Source organism: Vibrio alfacsensis (assembly GCF_019670485.1).
GTDB lineage: Bacteria > Pseudomonadota > Gammaproteobacteria > Enterobacterales > Vibrionaceae > Vibrio > Vibrio alfacsensis.
The window spans coordinates 857,653-881,625 of sequence record NZ_AP024166.1 but is presented as its reverse complement, the minus strand read 5'-3'; the positions used below and the strand labels follow the sequence as shown (position 1 = coordinate 881,625).

General features: G+C 45.3%; 23 protein-coding genes. 16 read left to right on the top strand and 7 right to left on the bottom strand.

Annotated features, from left to right (window positions below; translation table 11 throughout):
- Nucleotides 1-14 precede the first annotated feature (14 nt).
- Nucleotides 15-413 (bottom strand): c-type cytochrome, encoded by a 399-nt coding sequence (locus VA249_RS18395; protein WP_211916988.1) that lies wholly within the window; start codon nt 411-413, stop codon nt 15-17.
- A gap of 568 nt (nt 414-981) precedes the next feature.
- Between VA249_RS18395 and VA249_RS18390 the strand changes: the two genes are divergently transcribed.
- Nucleotides 982-1,860 (top strand): DMT family transporter, encoded by an 879-nt coding sequence (locus VA249_RS18390; RefSeq protein ID WP_221070147.1) that lies wholly within the window; start codon nt 982-984, stop codon nt 1,858-1,860.
- A 35-nt stretch (nt 1,861-1,895) separates the two neighbouring features.
- Here the strand turns inward: VA249_RS18390 and VA249_RS18385 are convergent, their stop codons facing one another.
- From VA249_RS18385 to VA249_RS18365, 5 genes are all read right to left on the bottom strand, one after another.
- A complete protein-coding gene (locus VA249_RS18385) occupies nt 1,896-2,801 on the bottom strand; it encodes a hydroxymethylglutaryl-CoA lyase (protein WP_221070145.1) in 906 nt (301 codons plus the stop codon).
- On the bottom strand, nt 2,798-3,643 hold the full coding sequence (locus tag VA249_RS18380; protein ID WP_221070143.1) for an enoyl-CoA hydratase-related protein: 846 nt from the start codon (nt 3,641-3,643) through the stop codon (nt 2,798-2,800). The genes VA249_RS18385 and VA249_RS18380 overlap by 4 nt, the downstream gene beginning before the upstream one ends.
- A gap of 25 nt (nt 3,644-3,668) precedes the next feature.
- Nucleotides 3,669-5,273, bottom strand: a complete 1,605-nt coding sequence (locus VA249_RS18375; protein WP_221070141.1) for a carboxyl transferase domain-containing protein — start codon at nt 5,271-5,273, stop codon at nt 3,669-3,671.
- Nucleotides 5,274-5,294: 21 nt separating this feature from the next.
- Nucleotides 5,295-6,464: an isovaleryl-CoA dehydrogenase gene (locus VA249_RS18370; RefSeq protein WP_221070139.1), complete on the bottom strand. Its 1,170-nt coding sequence runs from the start codon at nt 6,462-6,464 to the stop codon at nt 5,295-5,297.
- Nucleotides 6,465-6,587: 123 nt separating this feature from the next.
- Nucleotides 6,588-6,959 carry a MerR family transcriptional regulator gene (locus VA249_RS18365; protein WP_211916999.1) on the bottom strand — a complete coding sequence of 124 codons (372 nt, stop codon included), beginning with the start codon at nt 6,957-6,959 and terminating at the stop codon, nt 6,588-6,590.
- A 298-nt stretch (nt 6,960-7,257) separates the two neighbouring features.
- On the opposite strand from VA249_RS18365, the gene VA249_RS18360 reads away from it, so the two are divergent.
- From VA249_RS18360 to VA249_RS18315, 10 genes are all read left to right on the top strand, one after another.
- Nucleotides 7,258-8,472 (top strand): acetyl-CoA C-acyltransferase, encoded by a 1,215-nt coding sequence (locus tag VA249_RS18360; RefSeq protein ID WP_221070137.1) that lies wholly within the window; start codon nt 7,258-7,260, stop codon nt 8,470-8,472.
- Nucleotides 8,473-8,484: 12 nt separating this feature from the next.
- Complete coding sequence (locus tag VA249_RS18355; protein WP_221070135.1) at nt 8,485-9,978, top strand: CoA-acylating methylmalonate-semialdehyde dehydrogenase; 1,494 nt, start codon at nt 8,485-8,487, stop codon at nt 9,976-9,978.
- 40 nt (nt 9,979-10,018) lie between these two features.
- Nucleotides 10,019-11,173, top strand: coding sequence for an acyl-CoA dehydrogenase family protein (locus VA249_RS18350; protein ID WP_221070133.1), 1,155 nt, complete (start codon nt 10,019-10,021; stop codon nt 11,171-11,173).
- Nucleotides 11,174-11,203: 30 nt separating this feature from the next.
- Nucleotides 11,204-11,992, top strand: a complete 789-nt coding sequence (locus VA249_RS18345; RefSeq protein WP_221070131.1) for an enoyl-CoA hydratase — start codon at nt 11,204-11,206, stop codon at nt 11,990-11,992.
- A gap of 8 nt (nt 11,993-12,000) precedes the next feature.
- Nucleotides 12,001-13,125, top strand: a complete 1,125-nt coding sequence (locus tag VA249_RS18340; protein ID WP_221070129.1) for an enoyl-CoA hydratase/isomerase family protein — start codon at nt 12,001-12,003, stop codon at nt 13,123-13,125.
- Between the two features lie 10 nt (nt 13,126-13,135).
- On the top strand, nt 13,136-14,038 hold the full coding sequence (gene mmsB, locus VA249_RS18335; RefSeq protein ID WP_221070127.1) for a 3-hydroxyisobutyrate dehydrogenase: 903 nt from the start codon (nt 13,136-13,138) through the stop codon (nt 14,036-14,038).
- Between the two features lie 8 nt (nt 14,039-14,046).
- Nucleotides 14,047-14,805 carry an SDR family oxidoreductase gene (locus VA249_RS18330; protein ID WP_221070125.1) on the top strand — a complete coding sequence of 253 codons (759 nt, stop codon included), beginning with the start codon at nt 14,047-14,049 and terminating at the stop codon, nt 14,803-14,805.
- 195 nt (nt 14,806-15,000) lie between these two features.
- A complete protein-coding gene (locus VA249_RS18325; protein ID WP_221070122.1) occupies nt 15,001-16,095 on the top strand; it encodes an NADH:flavin oxidoreductase in 1,095 nt (364 codons plus the stop codon).
- A gap of 244 nt (nt 16,096-16,339) precedes the next feature.
- Nucleotides 16,340-17,302: an alpha/beta hydrolase gene (locus VA249_RS18320; RefSeq protein ID WP_221070120.1), complete on the top strand. Its 963-nt coding sequence runs from the start codon at nt 16,340-16,342 to the stop codon at nt 17,300-17,302.
- 75 nt (nt 17,303-17,377) lie between these two features.
- The gene (locus VA249_RS18315; protein ID WP_221070118.1) at nt 17,378-17,770 is read left to right on the top strand and encodes a nuclear transport factor 2 family protein; all 393 of its coding nucleotides are present in this window, start codon (nt 17,378-17,380) and stop codon (nt 17,768-17,770) included.
- Between the two features lie 114 nt (nt 17,771-17,884).
- On the opposite strand, the gene VA249_RS18310 is transcribed toward VA249_RS18315, so the two are convergent.
- The gene (locus VA249_RS18310) at nt 17,885-18,691 is read right to left on the bottom strand and encodes a DUF1194 domain-containing protein (protein WP_221072232.1); all 807 of its coding nucleotides are present in this window, start codon (nt 18,689-18,691) and stop codon (nt 17,885-17,887) included.
- A gap of 441 nt (nt 18,692-19,132) precedes the next feature.
- Between VA249_RS18310 and artP the strand changes: the two genes are divergently transcribed.
- The 5 genes from artP to VA249_RS18285 all read left to right on the top strand — a co-directional run bounded on the left by artP (nt 19,133) and on the right by VA249_RS18285 (nt 23,969).
- Nucleotides 19,133-19,861 (top strand): arginine ABC transporter ATP-binding protein ArtP, encoded by a 729-nt coding sequence (artP, locus tag VA249_RS18305; RefSeq protein ID WP_317984254.1) that lies wholly within the window; start codon nt 19,133-19,135, stop codon nt 19,859-19,861.
- Nucleotides 19,862-19,952: 91 nt separating this feature from the next.
- Nucleotides 19,953-20,696, top strand: a complete 744-nt coding sequence (locus VA249_RS18300; protein WP_128813031.1) for an arginine ABC transporter substrate-binding protein — start codon at nt 19,953-19,955, stop codon at nt 20,694-20,696.
- A 1-nt stretch (nt 20,697) separates the two neighbouring features.
- Nucleotides 20,698-21,387: an arginine ABC transporter permease ArtQ gene (artQ, locus tag VA249_RS18295; RefSeq protein WP_221070116.1), complete on the top strand. Its 690-nt coding sequence runs from the start codon at nt 20,698-20,700 to the stop codon at nt 21,385-21,387.
- A complete protein-coding gene (gene artM, locus VA249_RS18290) occupies nt 21,384-22,052 on the top strand; it encodes an arginine ABC transporter permease ArtM (RefSeq protein ID WP_221070114.1) in 669 nt (222 codons plus the stop codon). The genes artQ and artM overlap by 4 nt, the downstream gene beginning before the upstream one ends.
- 192 nt (nt 22,053-22,244) lie before the next feature.
- Nucleotides 22,245-23,969: a DUF1800 domain-containing protein gene (locus tag VA249_RS18285; RefSeq protein ID WP_221070112.1), complete on the top strand. Its 1,725-nt coding sequence runs from the start codon at nt 22,245-22,247 to the stop codon at nt 23,967-23,969.
- Nucleotides 23,970-23,973: the final 4 nt, after the last annotated feature.

The window sequence follows — 23,973 nt, the reverse complement described above, 5'->3', positions numbered from 1 at the left end:
AGAACGCTCCTCGATTAAGGCTGAGAGCCAGCACCTAGTGTGGATTCAGCATCTAGCTGAGGCTCAGTACCAAGACTGGAGTAATAGTGGGCAATGTCTTCCATGTCTTGTTCAGAAAGCGCATCGGCTTGCTGTTGCATCAATACCGCGAGGCCACTCGTTCTTTCCCGTGCCTTATAGTCTTTAAGCGAAGATATTAGGTAACTTTTTTTCTGACCGCGTAGATTAGGATAGGCATCGATAGTGGAAATACCATCAGCACCATGGCAGGTCATGCATACTTTTGCTTTCTCGCGACCGATTTTGAACTGTTCATCCTCTTGAGAGGCGAAAGTTTGTGGGGTAATGCATACCGCGGCGCTGAGTGCGATTTTCAAGGCGGTTTGCTTCCAATAGTTGTCTTTTATTCTCATCACTGGTTCCCTAGTAATATGAACGTGCTCTTAAACTAAGCGTCAGAAACTCGGGCGTTAAATGACCAACGATTCACGGTTATCTGTCGGGTGAATGAGTTGGTTTAAAAGTGTTATTGTCGTTTTAAAGCGTATTGTTGTCGGTTTAAAACCTATTGTTATCAGTTCAAAACGTATTGCTATAGCTTAAAGAGTAAGCAGGTACTGGCGTTCTCGCTATGTACAGGCGTATTTTGTTGTCATTTTTATGGTTAGTACGTAGTGAACTGGCGAAAAGAGCAAAAATAGGAGAGACAAAATGATCGAAAAATGAGGTGGTTACTCTGTGGTTTAGATGAGCTTTAACCGGGCTGTTATGTGCTATTCAAACGAGAAAAATAATCGGCACAATTGCAGGGAATTGTCTCGATGAGAGCTACGTCTCAATGTATACTTGCCGCGATCTGCACTTATTTCATGACATGTTCTGTCAGCATTTGCGATCTAAATGTAATCCGCTATCACGCATTCCAATTAATAATATATAACGCCCTGATTAACCTCTGGCAGGGTACTTTTGTGAGTCATTATGCTTAACTCAGAACGCAAAGCTGCACTCGTGCTCGTCGCGACAACCATGATCGCTGCACTTGGGTGGATTTTCTCGAAAGAAACGATCCAAGGGATGCCACCTTTTGGTTTTATCGGACTCAGATTCACCATCGCCTCTGTTTGTTTACTACCTTTGTGTTTTCGACCTTTACTTGCTGCAAACTTGAAAGATGTGCTGTCTGCTGGTGGTGTGGGCTTGTTGCTTGGAAGCGCAGTCATGACTTGGATATCTGCGATTTCGATCAGTGACACATTGGGCGAGGGCGCATTCATCATGAGCTTGTCGATGTTATTCGTACCGATCGTTGCTTGGGTGATGTTTCGTCAGCGACCTCAACGGATTTTCTGGGTATCGTTGCCAATTGCCGTTGCTGGCCTAGCGTGTTTGTCTCTTGTGGGTGGCTGGAAACAATCAGCGAGCCAATTATGGTTTCTTATCGCGGCTTTGATATTAGCGCTGCATTTCAACGTTAACAGTAAGTACTCCAAAAAATTACCAGTGCTGGTATTGACCTGTGTTCAGCTGTTTACTGCAGGATGTTTAGGCCTGATCGTTTCTTTCTTTGTGGAATCTCGACCAACAGAGATTGATTCGACCATTTGGATGTGGTTCGCGTTAAGTACATTGCTTGCTACGAGTTTGCGGTACGTTATGCAAACCATGGGGCAAAAGTTTGTTCAAGCAGGCAATGCGGCACTGATTATGATCTTAGAACCGGTTTGGACTGTGGTACTCAGTGTGCTTTGGTATGGCGAAATACTTACAGCTAACAAATTGATAGGCTGTACATTGATTTTGTTTTCACTGGTGATATACCGAACAGGTGGTAAGTTCTGTCTTCCCAAGCGGGGATAACGAGAGTAGAGCCAACATCACTTGATATGTTGGTTCTATATTTCTGAGCGATGTTTTAGCGCGAGAGAGACTTTTGAAGTCGGTTGACGATTGAGTTCTTCACTGATCATCCATCCGGCTTTCGCTAACAATTCTAAATCGACCCCAGTTTCTATACCGAGCCCTTGGCAGAGGTAAAGAACATCTTCTGTCGCAACATTGCCCGATGCCCCGGGAGCATAAGGGCAACCTCCAAGTCCTGCGACACTGCTATCAATGGTTTTGATGCCCATCGTGAGCGCTTGGTAGATATTGGCCAAAGCTTGGCCCCATGTATCATGAAAGTGAACCGCGAGTTTGTCGGTCGGTACTTTTTGTTGCACCGCTTCTAGCATGTTTGCAATACGAATGGGAGTGCCAGTTCCAATGGTGTCACCAAGAGAAACTTCATAGCAACCAAGTTCCATTAACAAATGCGCGATTCTCCCAACTTGGGTGGGGTTTATTGCGCCGTCGTAAGGGCAGTCTGCAACGCAAGAAAGATAGCCGCGTACGGGGATGTTGTGCTCATTCGCTAATGCCATTACCGGTTCAAACCGAGTTAAACTCTCTGCAATAGAGCAATTGATGTTGTGTTGGCAAAAACGCTCCGATGAAGAGGTAAATATCGACACTTGAGTGGCTCCGGCATCCAGAGCTTGTTCCAAACCTTGCAAGTTAGGTGTGAGAGCGGAATAAGTAATGTTTTTTCGGCGAGTAATACGGCGCATTACTTCTCGTGAGTCCGCCATTTGAGGTACCCACTTGGGAGAAACAAATGCTCCGGTTTCGATATGAGTAAGTCCAGTATCTGAGAGTAAATCGATCAATCGGACTTTGGCTTCCGTCGAGACGCGGGATTCATTTTGCAAGCCATCACGCGCCCCCACTTCTACAATGTTCACATGGTTTGGTAATGTCATTTTTTATCCTTATCGGATTTGTTGATCCAGCATGGCGATCGCTTTTCGAGAAAAGCTTGCAAACCATCTTGTCCTTGAGGCGAGACTCGAATATCGGCAATTAATTGGCTAGTGTACTGAATGAGTTGCTCATCAATGGGGTTTTGATGGCATTGCTGACACAGTGCTTTGGCTTTTCGCATCGCATCTGGACTATTGAGTAGTAAGGTGTCGATTAAGTTTTCAAGCACATGATCAATGTGTTTGTGAGGGTGAACCTCATGCACAATGCCATAGTTTTTGGCGTCGGCGGCATCGATAACTTCTGCACTTAGGATAAATCGGCGTGCCTGACGGTTACCCATAGCACGCATTACATAAGGAGAAATGGTTGCAGGCACTAAACCCAACTTGACCTCACTTAAACAGAACTTGGCATCGTTGGCAGCAATAGCGATGTCACAACAGCAAACCAATCCTAAAGCACCGCCGAATGCTGAGCCTTGTACAATACCTATTGTCGGTTGAGGGAAAGCATCCAAGGTACGCATAAGTCGAGCTAAATTCTGTGCATCTTCTAAGTTCTGCTTACGGGTGCTATTGGCCATGGATTTCATCCAGTTTAAATCGGCACCAGAAGAAAAATGTTTGCCATTGCCCCTTAAAATTAAACATCGCACATCGGTTCTCAATGCCAAGTAGTCAAGCCGATGAATCAGCAAGTCAATCATGCAGGCATCGAATGCGTTGTGCTTTTCTGTACGATTTAAAGTGAGAGTCGCAACACCAAACTCGTTGACGCTCCAAAGAACCTCATCTTGTCGATTTGGATTCGGGGTTATGCTCGGTTGATGATCCTGCATATGACATCCTTTTACTTTTTTGTTTTTACATTCTGAAAACACCAAAGTTGCTGTCAGAAATTGGCGCATTAAGGGCGGCAGCTAAGGCTTGAGCCAATATCTGCCTCGTCTCTTTTGGGTCGATGATGCCGTCATCCCACAAGCGCGCACTGGCATAGTAGGGATGCCCCTGAGACTCATACAAGTCTAAGATAGATTCTCGAAATGTCCTTTCTTCTTGCTCGGGCCACGGCTCACCTTGACGTTTTTTGACTTCTCGGCGCACTTGAGTGAGCACGCCTGCCGCTTGTTCGCCCCCCATGACGGAGATTCGAGCATTAGGCCACATCCACATCATAGTTGGATCGTAAGCACGCCCACACATGCCATAGTTCCCTGCGCCATATGAACCACCAATGATTACCGTAAACTTGGGTACATCCGCACAGGCGACTGCCATCACCAGTTTTGCACCATGTTTGGCGATACCCTCAGCTTCTAGCTTTTTGCCGACCATAAAACCGGTGATGTTTTGCAAAAACAGTAGGGGGATTTTTCGTTTGGCACACAATTGAATAAACTGTGCCCCTTTTTGTGATGATTCTGAAAACAAAATGCCGTTGTTAGCCACAATGCCAATCAAATTATCGTGAAGTCGAGCAAATCCACATACCAGTGTTTTGCCATAAAGTGCTTTGAATTCATCAAAATCCGAGTCGTCTACAAGACGGGCAATGATTTCTCGAACGTCAAAAGAGAGACGCAGATTCGCGTTGACGATGCCGTATATCTCCTCAGCCTCGTAACGCGGGGGTAACACGGTTTTTTCTGTATCAGTCGGCATTGATTGGTTTGTGTTGGCAATGGCTTCACGAGCCAATTGGAGGGCATGTTTGTCACTCTCGGCATAATAATCGGCCACGCCTGATTTTCGACAGTGTACGTCTGCACCACCGAGTTCTTCATCGGTGACAACTTCACCTGTCGCGGCTTTGACTAATGGAGGCCCAGCAAGAAAAATGGTGCCTTGCTCTTTTACCATAATCGAGACATCTGCCATCGCAGGTACATAAGCGCCACCGGCAGTACATAACCCCATTACGACTGCGACCTGAGCGATGCCCTGTGCAGACATGCGCGCTTGATTGAAGAAGATTCGGCCGAAGTGTTCTTTATCAGGGAAGACTTCGGCTTGATGAGGAAGGTTTGCACCGCCAGAGTCAACCAGATAGACACAAGGTAAGCGACAGCGTTGGGCGATCTCTTGGGCTCGCAGGTGCTTTTTCACCGTGAGCGGATAATAGGTACCGCCTTTTACCGATGGATCATTGGCGATGACCATGCATTGAATCCTGCTTATTGTGCCTATTCCTGCTACGACGCCTGCACACGGGATAGCTTCATCGTACACATTCCATGCGGCAAATTGCCCAACTTCAAGAAACGCACTGTCTTCATCGAGCAAATGTAATACGCGTTCTCGTACCGAAAGTTTACCTTTGAGCCTTTGACGATCAATAGCTTTTGGACCGCCACCTTGCTTTATCACTTTGATGTTAGCCTCGAGGTTGTGTACTAAATCCGTCATGACGGCTTTGTTATTTTGAAATAGCTCGTCAGTTGGCTTAATTTTACTTTTAATGATGGCCATGATGACTTCCTTGTCAGTGGGTTAGCGGGATTCTTCAAACAGTTCTCGCCCAATCAACATGCGACGAATTTCCGAGGTACCCGCACCAATCTCGTATAGCTTTGCGTCACGCAATAAACGCCCTGTAGCATATTCATTGATGTAACCATTGCCGCCCAGTAATTGAATCGCATCTAAGGCCATTTTTGTTGCCAATTCGGCGCTGTAGAGGATCACGCCAGCGGCGTCTTTACGAGTACATTCACCTCGGTCACACGCCGCCGCAACCGTATAAACGTAGGCTTTCGCGGCATTCATTCGAGAATACATGTCTGCAAGTTTGCCTTGTACTAATTGGAATTCACCAATTGATTTCCCAAACTGTTTTCGGTCGTGTACATAAGGAACGACTTCATCCATACAAGCTTGCATAATTCCCAGCGGACCTGCGGCGAGTACGACACGCTCGTAGTCGAGTCCACTCATTAATACTTCGATGCCATGATTAAGCTTGCCTAATACGCTTTCTTTCGGGACGAGGCAGTTTTTGAATACCAATTCACAGGTGTTGGAACCTCGCATGCCCAGTTTGTCGAGTTTCTGTGCGTGGCTAAACCCCTCAAAATCTCGTTCGATAATAAATGCGGTGATGCCATGGGAAGCGGCGCTTGGATCGGTTTTGGCGTAGACCACGAGCGTGTCAGCGTCGGGGCCGTTGGTGATCCACATTTTGTTGCCATTGAGTTCAAAGTGGTCGCCTTTGTCCTCAGCTCGTAATTGCATACTGACCACGTCAGAGCCGGAGTTGGGCTCACTCATGGCAAGTGCGCCAACGTGAGAACCATCAATCAGTTTAGGGAGGTACTTTTCACGTTGGCTTTGGGTGCCATTTCGAAAAATTTGGTTTACACAAAGATTGGAATGCGCGCCATAACTGAGTGCCACAGACGCAGAAGCACGGCTGATCTCTTCCATCGCGATAACGTGGGCGAGATACCCCATACCCGCACCGCCATACTCTTCGTCGACGGTTACACCAAGCAACCCCATTTCACCAAATAGAGGCCAAAGGTGATTTGGAAACTGATTGTTGTGGTCTATTTCTGCGGCAATAGGAGCGATGTGCTTAGTGGCGAATGCATTGACGTGTTCTCGGAGCATATCAAGGGTTTCACCAAGCCCAAAATTAAGTGGGGTATAACTCGTTTTCATAACGTTTCCTTGTAAAAGTTCAGTCGTGAAAAAGCCGGTTTACACTGCTTGGGCTAAACGTGTGTTGCTATTGTTTGTGGTGATTTTTATATGTTTATTTAGAAACTGACTACTGACTACTGACTACTGACCGCTGCGGAGCGCCTGCTCACAACGTATTTTTGCCGCATCCAATTCGCCCATAACGGCGCCAATGTCGTCCAACTGTTGTTGTAATTGGGCTTGTTTTTCGTCAATGATAGTGAGCATCTTAATTAACTGACCATCGGTTTGTTGAGTATCATAAAGCTCAAAGAGCTCGCGGATCTCTGCGAGAGAAAACCCCAAACGTTTACCCCTTAAAATCAGCTTTAAGCGAATTTTATCTCTGCGTTGATAGACACGAATGTTGCCTTTTCGCTCCGGCTCAATCAGACCTACGTCCTCATAAAACCGAATGCTTCGCGTGGTAATGTCGAACTCCTTAGCGAGTTCACTAATCTTAAATCTTTCCACTTGGCGATTCCCTTTCACTAAAATTTTGGCTTCATAACGGTTTTCATTCCCTTTGGACGACTTTCTAAACGATGTCGACACAAGGCAAGAGAGTAGATTTGTTTTGTTATTAATGTGTTTCTTTACGTTAACGTAAATGTTAGTGCTATGCTTACGTAAACGTCAAGAAATCACAGTGCGAAAATTCGTCGCTTTATTAGAGGCTGGTGGTTGTGCATTGAACATGTTCAACCTCCGTGGTAGCAGGTGTGAGGAATGGATTAGTGAGCTGTGATTCATCGTCAGTAAGGACGACATCATGGAAAACGACATCTGGATTGTCAGTGCGAAAAGAACGCCAATAGGTGCATTTCAAGGTCTGCTTGAAAGCTATTCTGCACCTCAGTTAGGGGGGGTGGCGATTGATGCTGCTTTGGACTCGGTCGGCATTGCTCAAGTCGATGAGGTCTTTATGGGTTGCGTGTTACCTGCAGGATGCGGTCAAGCACCGGCTAGACAAGCAGCATTAGCCGCAAACTTACCCTTTACGACAGGTTGCACGACCATTAATAAAGTCTGTGGTTCCGGCATGAAGAGCGTAATGCTGGCACATGATTTGATCAAAGCGGGGACGATTCGCTCTGCCGTCGCCGGGGGGATGGAAAGTATGACCAATGCCCCGTATTTGCTTACAAACGCACGAAATGGCATGCGCATAGGGCATCACTCCACTTACGACCATATGTTCCTTGACGGTTTGCAGGATGCTTATGATGGACACTTAATGGGTGTGTATGCACAAAAGACCGCAGATAGCTCGAAATTTACTCGCGAGGAAATGGACGAGTGGGCAACAATGTCTGCGACCCGAGCGCTAGAAGCGCAGCAAAAAAGCCTCTTTTCCGATGAAATCACCCCAATAGACGTTGATACGCGTCGCCACAAATTAACACTGGATTACGATGAACATCCTCGTTCAATTCAGCTAGAAAAAATCCCGAAACTCAAACCCGCATTTGATAAACAAGGCTCTATAACGGCGGCGAATTCAAGTGCGATCTCTGATGGTGCTGCGGCATTGGTATTAATGGATTCGGAAACGGCTCGTCATCAAGGTTTAACACCACTGGCGGTCATTAAAGGCCACACCACTCATGCTCGAAAACCGCCAGAATTTACGCTTGCCCCCGTGTTTGCTATTGAGCAATTGTTGTCTCAATTGGACTGGTCCGTGGATGAAGTCGATCTTTGGGAGATCAACGAGGCATTCGCCGTTGTCACCCAAATCGCAGTACAGCATTTAGGGTTAGATAAAGACAGCGTCAATATTAAAGGCGGCGCATGTGCGCTAGGCCATCCGATTGGAGCAAGCGGAGCGCGTATATTAGTCACGCTCATTTACGGTTTACGTCAGCTACAAGCTTTGGGTGTGGATGGCAATTCGGAGAATAAAAGAGTGATGCGAGGTGTTGCATCACTGTGTATTGGCGGCGGTGAAGCCACCGCGATTGGTATCGAAATACCGCTAAACTAAAAGGACTTGATTATGACTCGTTTGGTTCCCTCATTTATTGATGGTGAATTTGTTGAATCGCTCAGTTCGGAGTGGTTAGAAGTCACCAATCCAGCCTCGAATGAGGTCATTGCATACGTACCGTGCTCAACGAATGCGGAGATGCATGCGGCTATTGAGAGTGCGAAAACGGCGTTTAATGATTGGAAAAATGTTGCGGTGTCTGAACGGGCAAGATTAATGCTTCGCTATCAGCACTTGCTTAAAGAACATCATGATGAGCTTGCCAATCTGTTGTCCCATGAGACAGGAAAAATATTTGCTGACGCAAAAGGCGATGTTTGGCGGGGAATCGAAGTCGTAGAGCAGGCTGCAAATATCGCCAGTAATTTGATGGGAGAAACCGTAGAAAATGTCGCAACAGACATCGACAGTTACTCGTTGATTCAACCCCTAGGTGTGTGCTGCGGGATCACGCCATTTAACTTCCCCGCGATGATTCCACTTTGGATGTTTCCAATTGCGATTGCAAGTGGCAATGCCTTTGTTCTTAAACCATCAGAACAAGTGCCATTAACGTCAATTCGACTGGCAGAATTATTTGAGCAAGCAGGCGCGCCAAAAGGCATTCTTCAAATTGTCCACGGTCGTAAAGAGCAGGTCGATTTTTTACTGAAACATCAAGACATTCAGACGGTCTCTTTCGTTGGTTCTGTGCCAGTCGCGCAATATATCTATACGACAGCTACACAACACTTTAAACGAGTGCAAGCGTTTGCTGGAGCAAAAAATCATATGGTTGTGATGCCAGACGCGAACAAAGAGCAAGTGGTGAATAATCTTGTAGGGTCATCTGTTGGGGCCGCTGGACAGCGTTGCATGGCCATTTCTGTTGCAGTGTTCGTTGGTAGTTCAAAAGCGTGGGTCGCAGATTTAAAGCAAGAAATGGCGAAAGTGCACCCTGGTGCGTGGGATGATGACGCTGCCGCTTATGGCCCGCTTATTAGTGCACAAGCCAAGCAACGTGTATTGAGTTTGATTGAAGAGGGGAAAAAACAGGGTGCTGCATGTGAACTCGACGGCAGTCAATGTCAAGTCGAGGGCTTTCCTGATGGTAACTGGGTTGGTCCGACGCTATTTAGTGGAGTGACGACGGATATGTCGATCTACACGCAAGAAATTTTTGGTCCGGTGCTTGTGTGTATTGAGGTAGAGACGTTGCAAGAAGCCATTGATCTTGTTAATCGAAATCCTTATGGCAATGGCACTTCCATCTTTACGGCGAATGGTGCTGCGGCAAGAAAGTATCAGCATGAGATCCTTGTAGGACAAGTGGGGATCAATGTTCCAATTCCTGTGCCCTTGCCATTTTTCTCGTTTACGGGGTGGCGAGGCAGTTTTTATGGCGATCTTCACGCCTATGGGAAACAAGCGGTGCGTTTTTATACCGAGACAAAAACCGTGATGGCTCGATGGTTTGATGACGACATTCCAACCGGCCCGAATCTCACTATCAATTTACGCTAGCAGTTCGCAACGAGCAGCCAGTAAATCTTTAGGAGGGCGAATGGATTTCGAACTTAATGAAGAGCAGCGTATGTTTGCAGACACGGCTCGGCAATTTGCGCTTGAACGTTTATCCCCTATGGCGGCTAAGTGGGATGAAAATCAGATTTTCCCTAAGGCGATCTTACGTGAAGCGGGGGATCTGGGTTTCCTGAGCCTTTACACGCCAGAAGATCAAGGGGGCCTCGGTTTAAGTCGCTTAGATGCTTCTATTGTGTTTGAGCAACTTGCAATGGGGTGTACATCCACGACAGCATTCATGACCATTCACAATATGGTGACTTGGATGATTGCCACTTTCGCAACGGATACGGTGAAAAATCAATTTTGCTCAAAACTAATGACGGGTGAATACCTTGGTTCATACTGTTTGACTGAGCCAAATGCAGGCTCGGATGCGGCTTCTCTCACCACATCGGCCACAAAACGAGGCGACCATTACGTGTTGAATGGAGGCAAAGCCTTTATCTCTGGTGCGGGAGATACAGACGTGTTGGTCGTGATGGCAAGAACGGGGCAATCCGGCGCAAAAGGTGTGTCTGCGTTTATAGTGCCCGCCGACTTGGATGGGATCAGTTATGGCCGCAAAGAGCCGAAAATGGGATGGAATAGCCAACCGACACGAGCAGTGACATTCGATAATGTTTCGATTCCTGAAGTCTTTTTACTGGGTATAGAAGGGCAAGGGTTTACCTTTGCAATGAAAGGGCTCGATGGTGGCCGTATTAATATTGCGACTTGCTCTATTGGCACGGCTCAGCAAGCCTTGAACCAAGCGACTCAATATATGCAAGAGCGAAAACAGTTCGGTCAACCTCTTGCTCAATTCCAAGCGTTGCAATTCAAACTTGCAGATATGGCGACAGAGCTGATTGCTGCTCGTCAGTTGGTGCGTTATGCCGCGAGTAAGCTCGATCGTGAGGATCCAGATGCCAGTACGTATTGTGCGATGGCAAAACGTTTCGCGACGGATGTGGGCTTTCAGGTATGTGACCAAGCGCTGCAACTCTATGGTGGTTATGGTTATATCAAAGAATACCCAATGGAGCGCTATTTCCGAGATGTTCGAGTACACCAAATTTTAGAGGGCACGAATGAAATTATGCGTGTCATTATCGCTCGGCGATTACTTGCTCAAGAATCGGCGTTACTTTAATTCCCACTTGGATGAAAAGGACTTAGAACTATGTCATTGACAGATCAGCAAGCGATTCAGCACTCAATTCAAAATCATGTTGCGGTAGTGACGATGAATAATCCACCTGCTAATACATGGACAGCAGAGAGCTTAACTGCACTAAAAGAGTTGGTGCTCATGCTTAACGAGGATAAAGAAGTATACGCGCTTGTTTTAACCGGAAGCGGTGACAAGTTTTTTTCTGCTGGAGCGGATCTCAAACTCTTTGCTAGCGGTGATAAAGCGGTTGCACTAGAAATGGCGCGAGTATTTGGAGAGGCCTTTGAAACGCTCTCGGCATTTCGTGGCGTATCGATTGCCGCTATCAATGGCTATGCGATGGGAGGAGGGTTAGAGGTCGCATTGGCGTGTGATATTCGAGTCGTAGAAGCGCAGGCCACTCTAGCTTTACCGGAAGCAAAAGTAGGGTTGCTCCCCTGTGCTGGTGGGACTCAGAATCTTACGGCTTTGGTTGGTGAGGGATGGGCAAAACGCATGATTTTATGTGGGGAACAAGTTGGTGCAGCGAAAGCTTTGGAACTCGGCCTAGTGGAAGAGGTTGTCGCAACGGGTGATGCATTGAGTAAAGCCATTGAACTTGCGGAGTCGGTAGCCAACCAATCGCCATCTTCCGTTTCCGCATGTAAAACACTGATTCAAAACATGCGCTCTGCGCCACTTAAGCATGGGCTGATCAAAGAGCGCGAGCTGTTCCTGAATTTGTTTGATACCGAAGACCAAACGGAAGGCGTTCAGGCATTCTTAGAAAAACGCAAACCGAATTGGAAAAATCAATAGGAGGCCTCATGGCAGGGATGGTTACCATAAGTGAGTTGCAATGTTTGGATGGTATTCATCGCATTGGCATTGCGACATTGGACAATACCTCATCACTCAATGCGCTTACATTTGACATGCTTGTACAACTTAATGACCAGTTACTGAAATGGCAAGATGATCCCCATTTGGTTTGCGTGGTTCTAAGCGGAGCCGGAGAAAAAGCCTTTTGCGCCGGCGGGGATGTACGCACCATGTATCACGTTATGCATGACAAGAGCAAAGAAGAAACCGCAACGTTTTGTACCGACTATTTTTCACTCGAATATGAATGTGATTATCTCATCCACACCTACAAAAAACCGATTATTGGCTGGGGTGAGGGCATTGTGATGGGCGGTGGGATGGGACTCTTTATGGGCACCAGTCATCGAGTCGTCACCCCGACATCACGCCTTGCCATGCCAGAAATAAATATCGGCTTATACCCTGATGTTGGTGGTACTTGGTTTCTCAGTGAAATTGATCCTGAAGTGGGTTTGTTTCTCGGTTTAACAGGCGCAATGGTGAATTCGAGTGACGCTGTCACTATTGGTTTGGCCGAGTGGCTGCTGCTTGAACAGCAGTACCCAACGTTACTGGAAGAACTCAAACAAATTGATTGGCAATCTGCGAATGCTCAGTCCATTGTCAGTGCTTTATTGCAACTACTTGAAGAGCAGGTTATTGATAGCAAGCCTACCACACAAATTGTTCCTTACCTTGACCAAATTAAAGCAGCGTGCAAAGGGCAGGACATCAATCAAATTGCACAACGCATCATGGCGATAGAGGGGCATAGTCAGTGGTTAGATAATGCTAAGCACACCTTTGTTACTGGCAGTCCCATTACGGCCCATATCTGTTATCGCCAAGTAAAGCAGTACCATAACCTTTCGCTAGAGGATTGTTTTCGCCTAGAGCTGACCTTATCGGTAAAAAGTGCGTTGCTCGGTGAATTTAAAGAGGGGGTTCGGTCTCGCCTGATTGACAAAGACAATGCGCCAAAATGGCAGTTTGATAGCGTTAGCAGTGTTGACGAAAAGATGATTGATGATTTGTTTACCTCACTTTGGAGCGATGACGCACACCCACTCGCACAGTTAGGAAAATAAGGAGAACAACATGAGTACCATAGCATTTATTGGCTTAGGGAACATGGGCAGTCCGATGGCACAAAACTTACTTGCATCGGGGTTTAATGTGCAAGTGTTCGATCTTGATATTGAAGCGGCAAAACAACTTCAAACCTTTGGTGCCCAAGTTGCGAGCTCATTGGAAGAAGCGATAGATGGTGCCAATATCGTCATCACTATGTTACCCGCTGGCGAACATGTCCGTGCCGTATATTTAGGGGACTTACATGGCAGCGTTGGGTTGATTCACCTTGTGGCTGAAAATACCTTGCTCATTGATTGCTCTACGATTGACCCAGAATCGGCACGGTTAGTCGCAAATGAAGCCAATAATCGAGGCCTGATGTTCGTTGATTCTCCGGTGTCGGGGGGCGTAGCTGGTGCTAAAGCCGCCACTTTGACTTTTATCGTAGGAGGAACGGATCAAGCGTTCTCTAAAGCGAACGCTATCTTGCGTTACATGGGTAAAAATGTGTTTCATGCGGGCAGAGCCGGTGATGGTCAAATGGCAAAAATCTGCAATAACCTTATGTTAGGCATTCTGATGTCTGGGACGTGTGAGGCGTTAAATCTAGGAATTGATCACGGTCTTGATCCTAAAGTGCTTTCAAACATCATGTTGCAAAGTTCAGGTCGAAACTGGGCCTTGGAGCTCTACAATCCTTGCCCAGGCGTCATGGATTCCTCACCGGCAAGTAATCAGTATCAACCGGGTTTTATGAGCAAATTGATGCTAAAAGATCTTGGTCTTGGTTTGGATGCGGCATTGCAAACGCATTCTGCTACACCAATGGGAGCACTTGCTCGTAATTTGTATGCATTTCATAACGCAAACGGTAATGAAGAGCTCGATTTCTCTAGCTTGTTTGAGTTCTATAAACATCAACGTTAGGGGGTCGCATGGAGCTTAAAGAGAGTGTTATTGCGATTACAGGGGCAGGTCAGGGCCTTGGACAAATGATGGCTATTCGGCTTGCTCAAGCGGGGGCTGATCTTGCTCTGCTGGATGTGAATGAAACCGGATTGCTTAAGACACAAGAACAGTGCCGAATGCTCAGTGCGAAAGCGCTTATTTATCGTTTAGATGTGACAAATGAATCCGAAGTTGAAAGCACCTTTGACGAAATACTCCAAGATTTTGGTCAATTAAATGGCTTAATTAATAACGCAGGAGTATTGCGTGACGGATTATTGGTTAAATCAAAAGAGGGCGTGATCACTAAGATGTCTCTAGAGCAGTTTAACTTAGTGATGAACGTAAACGTCACTGGTACGTTTCTATGCGGGCGAGAAGCAGCGGTCAAAATGATAGAAAGTGGTAGCCAAGGTGTGATTATCAATATTTCCAGTGTTGCAAGAGCCGGAAATATTGGACAAACCAACTATTCAGCATCAAAAGCCGCGGTTGCGACGATGGCGACAACGTGGGCCCGGGAACTGGCTCGATATGGTATTCGCGCGGCAGCCATTGCGCCAGGCGTTGTCAAAACTGCCATGGCTGAGCAAATGAAACCGGAAGCCATTGAACGCTTACATCAAATGATCCCATTAGGACGAATGGGTGACGCCAGTGAGATTGCCCATGCAGTCAGATACATTCTTGAAAATGACTATTTTACTGGGAGGGTACTGGAAATCGATGGCGGAATTCGGATGTAAAAATAACAAACGCACGAAAGCTTAATCCAGATTAAGGAAACGCACTCTTTTCAGCGCTATGTTGCGCGAAGCTTATTGGACGTAACGCGAATTCAGAAAAGGAACAGTCACACATACACCTTATATCAAGGTGGTGTGTGACTGTTCCTTTTTCGTTACGCCGCTAAAACAAAAAACAGTATATGAGGACTCGATTTGAGCATTTTGTTTTCACAAGCCCGCATTGGCAATATGACATTAAAAAACCGCTTCGTGCGCAGCGCTACGTGGGAAAATATGGCAACAGAAGACGGCCATATGACAGACAAGTTGTATGATGTCTACGAAGAACTTGCCAAAGGTGACGTTGGTCTAATCGTAACCGGTTACGCTAATATCGTTGAAGAAGAAAAGCCTAATGCCGGTATGATGGGGATCTACAATGATTCATTTATTGATGAATACAAAAAGCTGACTGATCTTGTTCACCAACATGATTCTAAAATCATCATGCAAATTGCTTATGGCGGCACAAAAACGACTTACAACGTCGGTGAGCGAGTGATCTTTGCTCCAAGTAATGTACCTGAACGAGGTACAAAAACGGAAGGCAAGGCGATGAGCCAAGATGAGATTGATTACATCGTTAAGGCGTTCGCATTAGCAAGCAAGCGCGCACAAGAATCTGGCTTTGATGGTGTTGAGATCCATGCCGCGCATACTTACCTGATCAACCAATTCTTGAGCCCATATTACAACCGTCGAGATGATGAATACGGCGGTAGCTTAGAAAATCGTATGCGTTTCTTAATGGAAATTTATTCGGAAACCCGTAAGTTGGTGGGGGATGACTTCCCAATTTTAGTGAAACTTACCGCGACTGAATTCTTCGAGGGTGGTTTAACATTTGATGAAACTCGCATCGTATGTAAGAAGCTTGAAGAAGTGGGTGTGGATGCGATCATCGTGTCGGGTAACATTCACGGCAACGCAAGTACGATGGTTGGTGAGTCTTTTGATGGCTACACACTGCAACAAGAGGGTTACTTTCACGAGTACGGCCAAGTAATCAGTCAAGATATTAATATTCCAGTGATTACTGTTGGCGGTTTGAACGATTTTGCCGCGATTGAAGACTTGGCAGAAAACACTAACATTCAGTTTTTTGCATTGTCTCGTCCATTATTAGCAGAACCACAACTTATCACTCGCTGGAAAGAGGGTAATCGAGCCGAAGTGGACTGCGAGCGTTGTTCTAAATGCCGAACGAAACGAGGCAACTTCTGTGTGGTCTATAAGCGCAGAAAGTAGTAATGCCGTTACTATGAACATTTGATTCAAGTGTCAGTATAAAAATTGAACCTCCGTTGACTTATCGCTGCGGAGGTTTTTTTATATTCAATATACTCAAGAGCCTCGAGGTTACTTGGGTATAGTCATAAAATTGAGACAATACACACAGCGTCGACCAACTAGGATAGGTTCTAAGCTCTAAGCTCTAAGCTCTAAGTTCTAAGCTCTAGGTTTAGATTTCATAAGGAAATGAGGAATCACCATGTTATTTATCACTAACCGCACACCCAAGCAGTCAGCACGTTCGAAACGCGGGCGTCATATCAGTTTTGACTCTAATAATGTCTCTGTTTCCCAAAATCTCTATTTCTGTGAGCGAAATGGGCAAGATGATTACGTTGAAATCATGAGTGAGCACTTTTTTGGCAGGTTAAAGTCCTTACCGGATGACACTCAGCTTCTGTTTTATATCCATGGTTTTAATAACAACATGGAGGGGGACATATTTGAGAATGCGGAAAAACTGCAACAGCTCATGGATGATGAATCACCCTCTCTTGTACAGGTCATTCCTTTAATTTGGCCGTGTGATGATGACCATGCTGTCGCCATCATTGATGACTATTGGGACGATCAAGAAGCCGCCGATTTTAGTGGTCCTGCCTTTGCTCGCTTATTGGGTAAGTTTGATACATGGCGCAGAGATGAGTTGCAGCAAAAGGAGCCATGTTATAAGCGCATTAATGTATTAGCACATTCTATGGGCAATCGAGTGATGAAAAACGCGTTGCAAGAATGGGCGAGAAAGTATGCGGCAGGGAATATGCCACAGCTTTTTCGTAACGTGTTTATGATTGCGGCTGATGTGGAAAATGAAGTTCTAGAAAAAAAAGAAGACGGGCGATTTATTGTTGATTCGGGACGGAACATACTGGTTTATTTCGCGAACGATGATTTTGCAATGCCTGCATCCAAGATTGCTAATATTAAGAATAAAACCTTATCCCGTCGATTGGGCATGACAGGGCCGGAAGATCTGTCTAAGTTACCCAGTAAAGTGTATGAAGTAGACTGTGATGATTTCAATAATCAGTTTGATATCAAGGGCCACACATACTTTTTGGAAAACAGTAAAGGTGAAGTAAGCCCAATCATTAAGCACATGGCGAGTGCAATGAAAACCGGTCGAGTAACACCTAAGGACAGGAGTACCGTTCTGAAATAACCGTCTCGCCATTTTAGCCTGAGTTGATGTATTCGACTTGGGCTGCCTTAGCAGGGACCGATACAGGAGAGAACAATGAACACGATGCAAATAGACACGGAAGAGAACAAACGTAACGCTATCGCATTTTATGAGATGGCTTACCGAGGTAATCCCCGTAAAGCCGTTGAGCTGTTTGTTGGTGATGAGTATATTCAACACAATCCGCTGGTGGGTAATGGCACTGAGCCATTCATTGATTACTTTGAGCGAATGCAAGAAGAGTATCCCGAGAAAGATATCACGTTTGTTCGGTCTGTTGCTGAGGGCAACTTAGTGGCATTGCACACCCATCAAACGTGGCCTGATAATGTGGAATACGTAACGATGGATTTTTTCCGTTTCGATCTCAATGGCAAAATTGTCGAGCACTGGGATTCACTTCAAGAAATCCCGAAAGAAACGCTAAACGGCAATACGATGTATTGATTGACTCTCGCTATTCTCTGAAGGGAATAACATTAAAAATGGACACGAATTTACCGTGTCCATTTTTTATACTCAGCATCGTCAGGCTGTTAAATATAGGTTGGTCATAGCGGTTCAGAAAGAGGTCTTTTTTCCGCTCGATACGTTTTGTTTTCTTGATCTCAAAATATAAATACCACTTAACCCCATCAACAGCATGCCCAAGTTTTCTGGTTCAGGAACTTGTCCTATGATCTCTTGTGTAAGCTTATCGTTGAGTGTGTTACCGAATTCATTAAATGTGGATGCTGTTAAATAGAAACCAGTGGGGGAATCATTAGTGTAAAGGTCGAGGTTATTTAAGCCGACTAAATCAGTCAAAAAATCAGTGCCGATATTGTTGCCAACACCAATGGTATTAGTGGTGATACCGAGTGAACGAGATGTATCAGCAGCACTGACAGCACCATTTTGTCCTCCCCCTCGGTTTGGGCGACCATCAGTTGAAATATCGATGATCATGTTGTCATCTATCCCCCCACCAAACCCATTGCCGAGCATAGAAGTGCTTGCGGCATTAATTGCAGCACTGGTGTTTGTAAAGCCCCCAAGTTGGGGCATGTCAATGACGTTAAACTGGTTACCAAAAGTGTTTGCAATACTATTAGAAGTGATGTTTGTCCAACCGATTTCGGATGTCACGCCAGTCGCAAATTGCCATGCGGCCAAGTGAACTTCATCATAAATGCTGTTGGATATGAAATCGTCAAAAAAACTGCCGCTTGCAATAATATCTCTATAACCTTGCAGCTGAAGGTTGTATTCGCTTGAAGATATGCTCCCTGAACCATCAAGAACTAAAGCAAGCTCCAAAATGGCGGCTTGCGACTGCATTGTCATTGAAAGGCCAAGTGCTGCAACTGTTAATTTCAGTTTAAACATTCTTTAGTCTCCTTTCTGTCGTGAGTTCGACAAAGGGGCGCTGCAAATTAGGTGCCAGAGGATTTGCACGAACAATCATGCTGTGTAGGAATGGCGTTGAACGTTAATATTGAATTTCGACGTAGTGTCATCGATGTGTATTGCAAATAGCAAATAGCAAATAGCAAATAGCAAGTCAAAGTGACAATCGTTCACTTTAATACTCGCTAGAGGATAGCGTCATATACCAAAAATAGTCGGTACATACGGGTTTATAGTTAAACCATTTTTTATTTTATTAAACTAAGGCGAATCACGCTCTTCACACCAGTCATAAACTCTGTTCGACTGATTGTTTTTCATACAATAAATTAACAATTCAAATTTTTATACATTTTTATTGCATAAAATTTCTTTCTTGCTAGTATAAGCTCAAAGTGACAATTAATGCAGTATGTCAGCATGAGTATTCAAGTTAAAAGCATCAATAAATCCTACGGAAACACACAAGTTCTTCACGATGTTAGTTTTAATTGTGAAAGTGGTGAAACGCTTGTGTTACTCGGCCCTAGTGGTGCAGGGAAGAGCTCTCTTCTTCGTGTTCTAAACCTATTAGAGAACGCCGATAGCGGCTGTTTAAACATCGCAAGTGATGAGTTCGACTTTTCGAAAGAAATTAAAGAAAAGCAAGGGTTAGTACTTCGCCGTAAAGTCGGCATGGTATTTCAACAGTATAATTTATGGCCTCACATGACCGTGATTGAGAACCTTATTGAGGCGCCAGTAAAAGTCTCGGGTATGGGCAAAGACGAAGCCAAAAAGCAGGCGATGCAAATTCTAGCAACGTTACATTTGGCAGATAAGGCAGATGCATGGCCAATGCAGCTTTCTGGTGGTCAACAGCAACGTGTTGCCATCGCACGCGCATTGATGATGAAGCCAGAGGTGTTGTTGTTTGATGAGCCAACCGCAGCACTTGATCCTGAGATTACCAATCAAGTCGTTAAAATAATTAAAGATTTAAGCGAAACTGGCATTACACAAGTTGTGGTCACTCACGAAGTCGATTTTGCTAAGAAGATTGCCAGTCATGTCCTCTACCTTGAAAAAGGACATATTGTGGAACACGGCACACATGACGCATTTACCCATCCACAAACGACTCAGTTTGCGGATTATCTAAACCACTAAAAATAAATAAAACTCAGTTCAGTCAATTTATACAGATAAGCTCGGCTGTCATTGCGAGTGTCAGCCCAAGATGTACACACGGAGTATTGCAATGAAAAAGATTTTACTAGCTTCACTAATCGGCCTTTCTTCTGCAACCATGGCAGCAAACGCAGCAGCACAAGAAGAGATTAAATTCGCGATGGAAGCGACATACGCACCATTTGAATACATGGATGAAAACAACCAAATCCAAGGCTTCGATGTGGATCTGGCAAACGCATTATGTAAAGAAATGGATGCAAAATGCAGTTTCCATAACCAAGCATTTGATAGCTTGATTCCTGCATTAAAATTCAAACGCTACGATGCGGCTATCTCTGCAATGGATATTACGGAAGCGCGTCTTGAGCAAGTCAACTTCTCAAATGCGTATTATGACAACTCTGCGGCATTTGTTTCTATCCAAGATAAAGTGGCCGACCAAAAAGCATTAGAGGGCAAGCGCGTGGGTGTGCAAAACGGCTCGACTCACCAAAGTTACTTGATTGATCAAATGCCGGGTGTAACGCCAGTGCCATACTCGAGCTACCAAGATGCATTCATCGATATGAAGAATGGGCGTATTGATTCTGTATTCGGTGACACAGCCGTTGTCGCAGAATGGTTCAAGAAAGAAGACAACCTAGCGTATGTTGGTGAGCACGTAACCAACCCTAAATACTTCGGTAATGGTTTCGGTATTGCAGTAAACAAAGGTAACGACGAGCTAGTGAATAAGCTAAACACTGCGTTGAAAACAGTGAAAGCGAACGGCGAATACGACGTAATCTACAACAAGTACTTCGGTAAGTAATATGGCACTAACGGGTTACTCTCTATCACTTGTGCAAGCTAGCTGGATGACTGTCCAGCTAGCATTTACAAGCCTTTTAGTCGGTTTGATTCTGGCAGTGGTTTTCGCCAGCGGTGAAATGTCTCGTCGTGTAATCGTAAAATGGCCAATGACGGCGTTTGTGACGATTGTACGTGGCTTGCCAGAAATCCTTGTCGTGTTGTTCATTTATTTTGGTTCGACGCAGGTTCTGTTTTTAATCACCGGAGACTTTATAGAGGTTAGCCCGTTCTTGTCTGGTGTTGTGGCGTTGTCGTTGATCTTCGCTTCTTACGCTTCTCAAACCTTACGTGGCGCGTTGAAAGCCGTTGGGAGAGGGCAGAGAGAAGCGGCAAGTGCTCTTGGTATCAACCAATCTCACGCTTTTATTCGTATTGTTTTGCCACAAGCGGTAAGACATGCGTTACCAGGTTTAACTAACCAATGGTTGGTTCTGTTGAAAGACACTGCGCTAGTATCGCTGATCGGCGTAACGGACTTATTGAAACAAGCGCAGCTCACGTCAGCCGCTACGCACGAAGCGTTCACTTGGTACGCGACCGCAGCAGCGATTTATTTAATGATCACGATCGTAACGCAACGTGCAGTAAAAGTGATTGATAAGAAGTTTTCGATTCAAGGCATGAGCATGGGACAGGAGGCAACCGCATGAACGAACAGCACGTTTGGCAAATGCTGGATGGTTTAGGCACCAGTTTGCAATTAACAGCGGCTTCTTTGGTGGTGGGTTGTATTCTTGCTCTTTTGATGACGTTGACCTTGATTCTGCGAACACCGGGTTTGAATTGGATTAGCCGTGGAATCATCACCTTGTTCACCGGTACGCCTTTGTTGGTTCAGATCTTTTTGGTGTACTACGGTCCTGGTCAGTTTGATGCAGTAAGAGAAAGCGTTTTTTGGACGTGGCTAAGCCAGCCTTGGTTTTGTGCCATGTTAGCTTTGGCGCTTAATACGGCTGCATACAGTACGCAATTGTTTAAAGGGGCGTTCAATGCGATCCCATCGGGTCAGTGGCATGCGTGTCGAGCACTCGGAATGGACAAGGTTGCCACGCTAAAAGTATTGCTGCCTTATGCGATTCGCCGAGCAGTGCCAGCGTATTCAAACGAAGTCATCTTGGTGTTCAAAGGGACTTCACTCGCGAGCACTATCACGATTATGGATTTGATGGGTTATGCACAACGCATCAACGCACAAACCTATGATACGTTGACGGTATTCGGTATTGCAGGCGCGTTCTATTTAACGGTGAATGGCCTGCTTACTTTGATATTCCGTCAGGTAGAGAAGAAAGCGTTGGCGTTTGAAGTCGTGTAATCTCCAACTCAAAACTCAATTTACGATGCCTCTGCTTACTGACTCTCAAGCTGGGGCATTTTTATTTTGGAATAAGGTTCAAGAAATTGCTTCTTTAAGCAATTTAGCAGTCGATTGTAAGGGCTTTCTGAATTGATAAGCGCTAGTACAACTTTATAATGGCGCACCTTTTTTTCGATAGATTCACTTCTGATGACAAACAAAGTTATCATTGCATTGCTCATTTCTGCCGCACTGACAGGGTGTAACGAAGACAACAGCAATCAGTCCTCTTTAAATCAAGTGCCGAATTGGCTTCCTAAAGATGCGCCCGTTTCTTTAAACGAACAGCAATTGGTGAGCTTTTCCACTCGAGCTGCTTCTGGTTTGACTCCGGCTCAAATTGACGAGATCAACCGTATTGGTTATGTCAAATGGCTAGATAACCAATTTGAATCACCGGTTAGACTTCATCTACAGAAGTTTGAGGTCGCGAAAGATACAATTGGAAATAGAGTGCCAGTTGATGGCTGTAAGCATGTTCACTATGGCACACACGATATTCGTGAGGGAATCTGGTGGGATGCTCTGCTTTACGGTAATGATCAACTGCGCCACCGTGCAGCATTTGCATTGAGCCAAATTCTCGTGGTCAGCCAAAAAGATAACCCGATAAATGGTAGGAATCCGCAGTCACTTGTTGCGTTCTACGATATTTTGCAAAAGCATGCATTTGGCAACTATCGAGATTTACTGGAAGAAGTGACACTTAGTCCATCGATGGGCGCGTTTCTGAGCATGGCAAACAGTAAGAAGCACGATCCTAAAAGAGGGACGTACCCAGACGAGAACTATGCCCGTGAAGTAATGCAACTGTTTACGATTGGTTTATATGAACTGAACCAAGATGGTACAGCCAAGGCGGATAAGGATGGCAACCCAATCAGTTCTTATACTCAAGATGATGTACAGGAAGTGGCTCGAGCATTCAGTGGTTGGACGTATTCAGACAAAATGACGAACCCTGATGGTTCTGCGCTACATGGAGAGGGCTACATTAAGCCAATGATTCCACTAGAAGATAAACGTGGAACGTATCATGATGAGGGTGAAAAGCGCGTTATAAACAACGTGATTGCAGCTGGGCAAACGCCACTAGAAGACATCCAATCCGTGCTCGATATTTTGTTTGCGCATTCTAATACTGCGCCATTTGTATCGCGTCAACTGATTCAACGCATGGTTACGTCAAACCCATCACCTGAATATGTTGAACGTGTTGCGGCAGTTTTTACTGATAACGGCAATGGTGTTCGTGGGGATCTCAAGAGCGTATTTGCCGCCATTCTTCTTGACCCAGAAGCTCTTAACCCAGAAGTACGAAATGGTGTGTCTGAGCCTGAATCTTACCCTGTTGCCAAGATGAAAGAGCCGATTTTGGCGGTAGCAGAAGTGCTGCGCATACTGGGTGCGAAAACTCAGGGTAATTATGAACAAGATGCGTACAGCATCATTAACAACGTAAATCAAGGTTTGCATTCGGCAAACTCTGTGTTCAACTTCTATTCTCCTGACTTTATGCCAAGCGGCCCCTTAATGGACAGCCAGCTTTATGCTCCGGAATTTGAAATTTTACCGTGGGCTGGATTCATCGGATATCAAAATACCATTCGTACTTATATCGTTCGTTCAATGCAAGAAAATCGATGTGACAACGCGGTTTACATTGATGTAAGTGAGTATCAAGCTGCAGCAAAGTCAGACGATGTGGACGCGTTGCCTGATTTGATTAACCAGAGGTTTTTAGCAGGAAAAATGAGTGCAGAACTGCAGGCCTCAATTGCTAATGCAGCCGCAGTTGAAAGACACCCAAATAATAAAGTAATGGTTAGTTTGCTTCTCGTCACAGCAAGTCCAGAGTTTTTGATTCAGAGATAACATC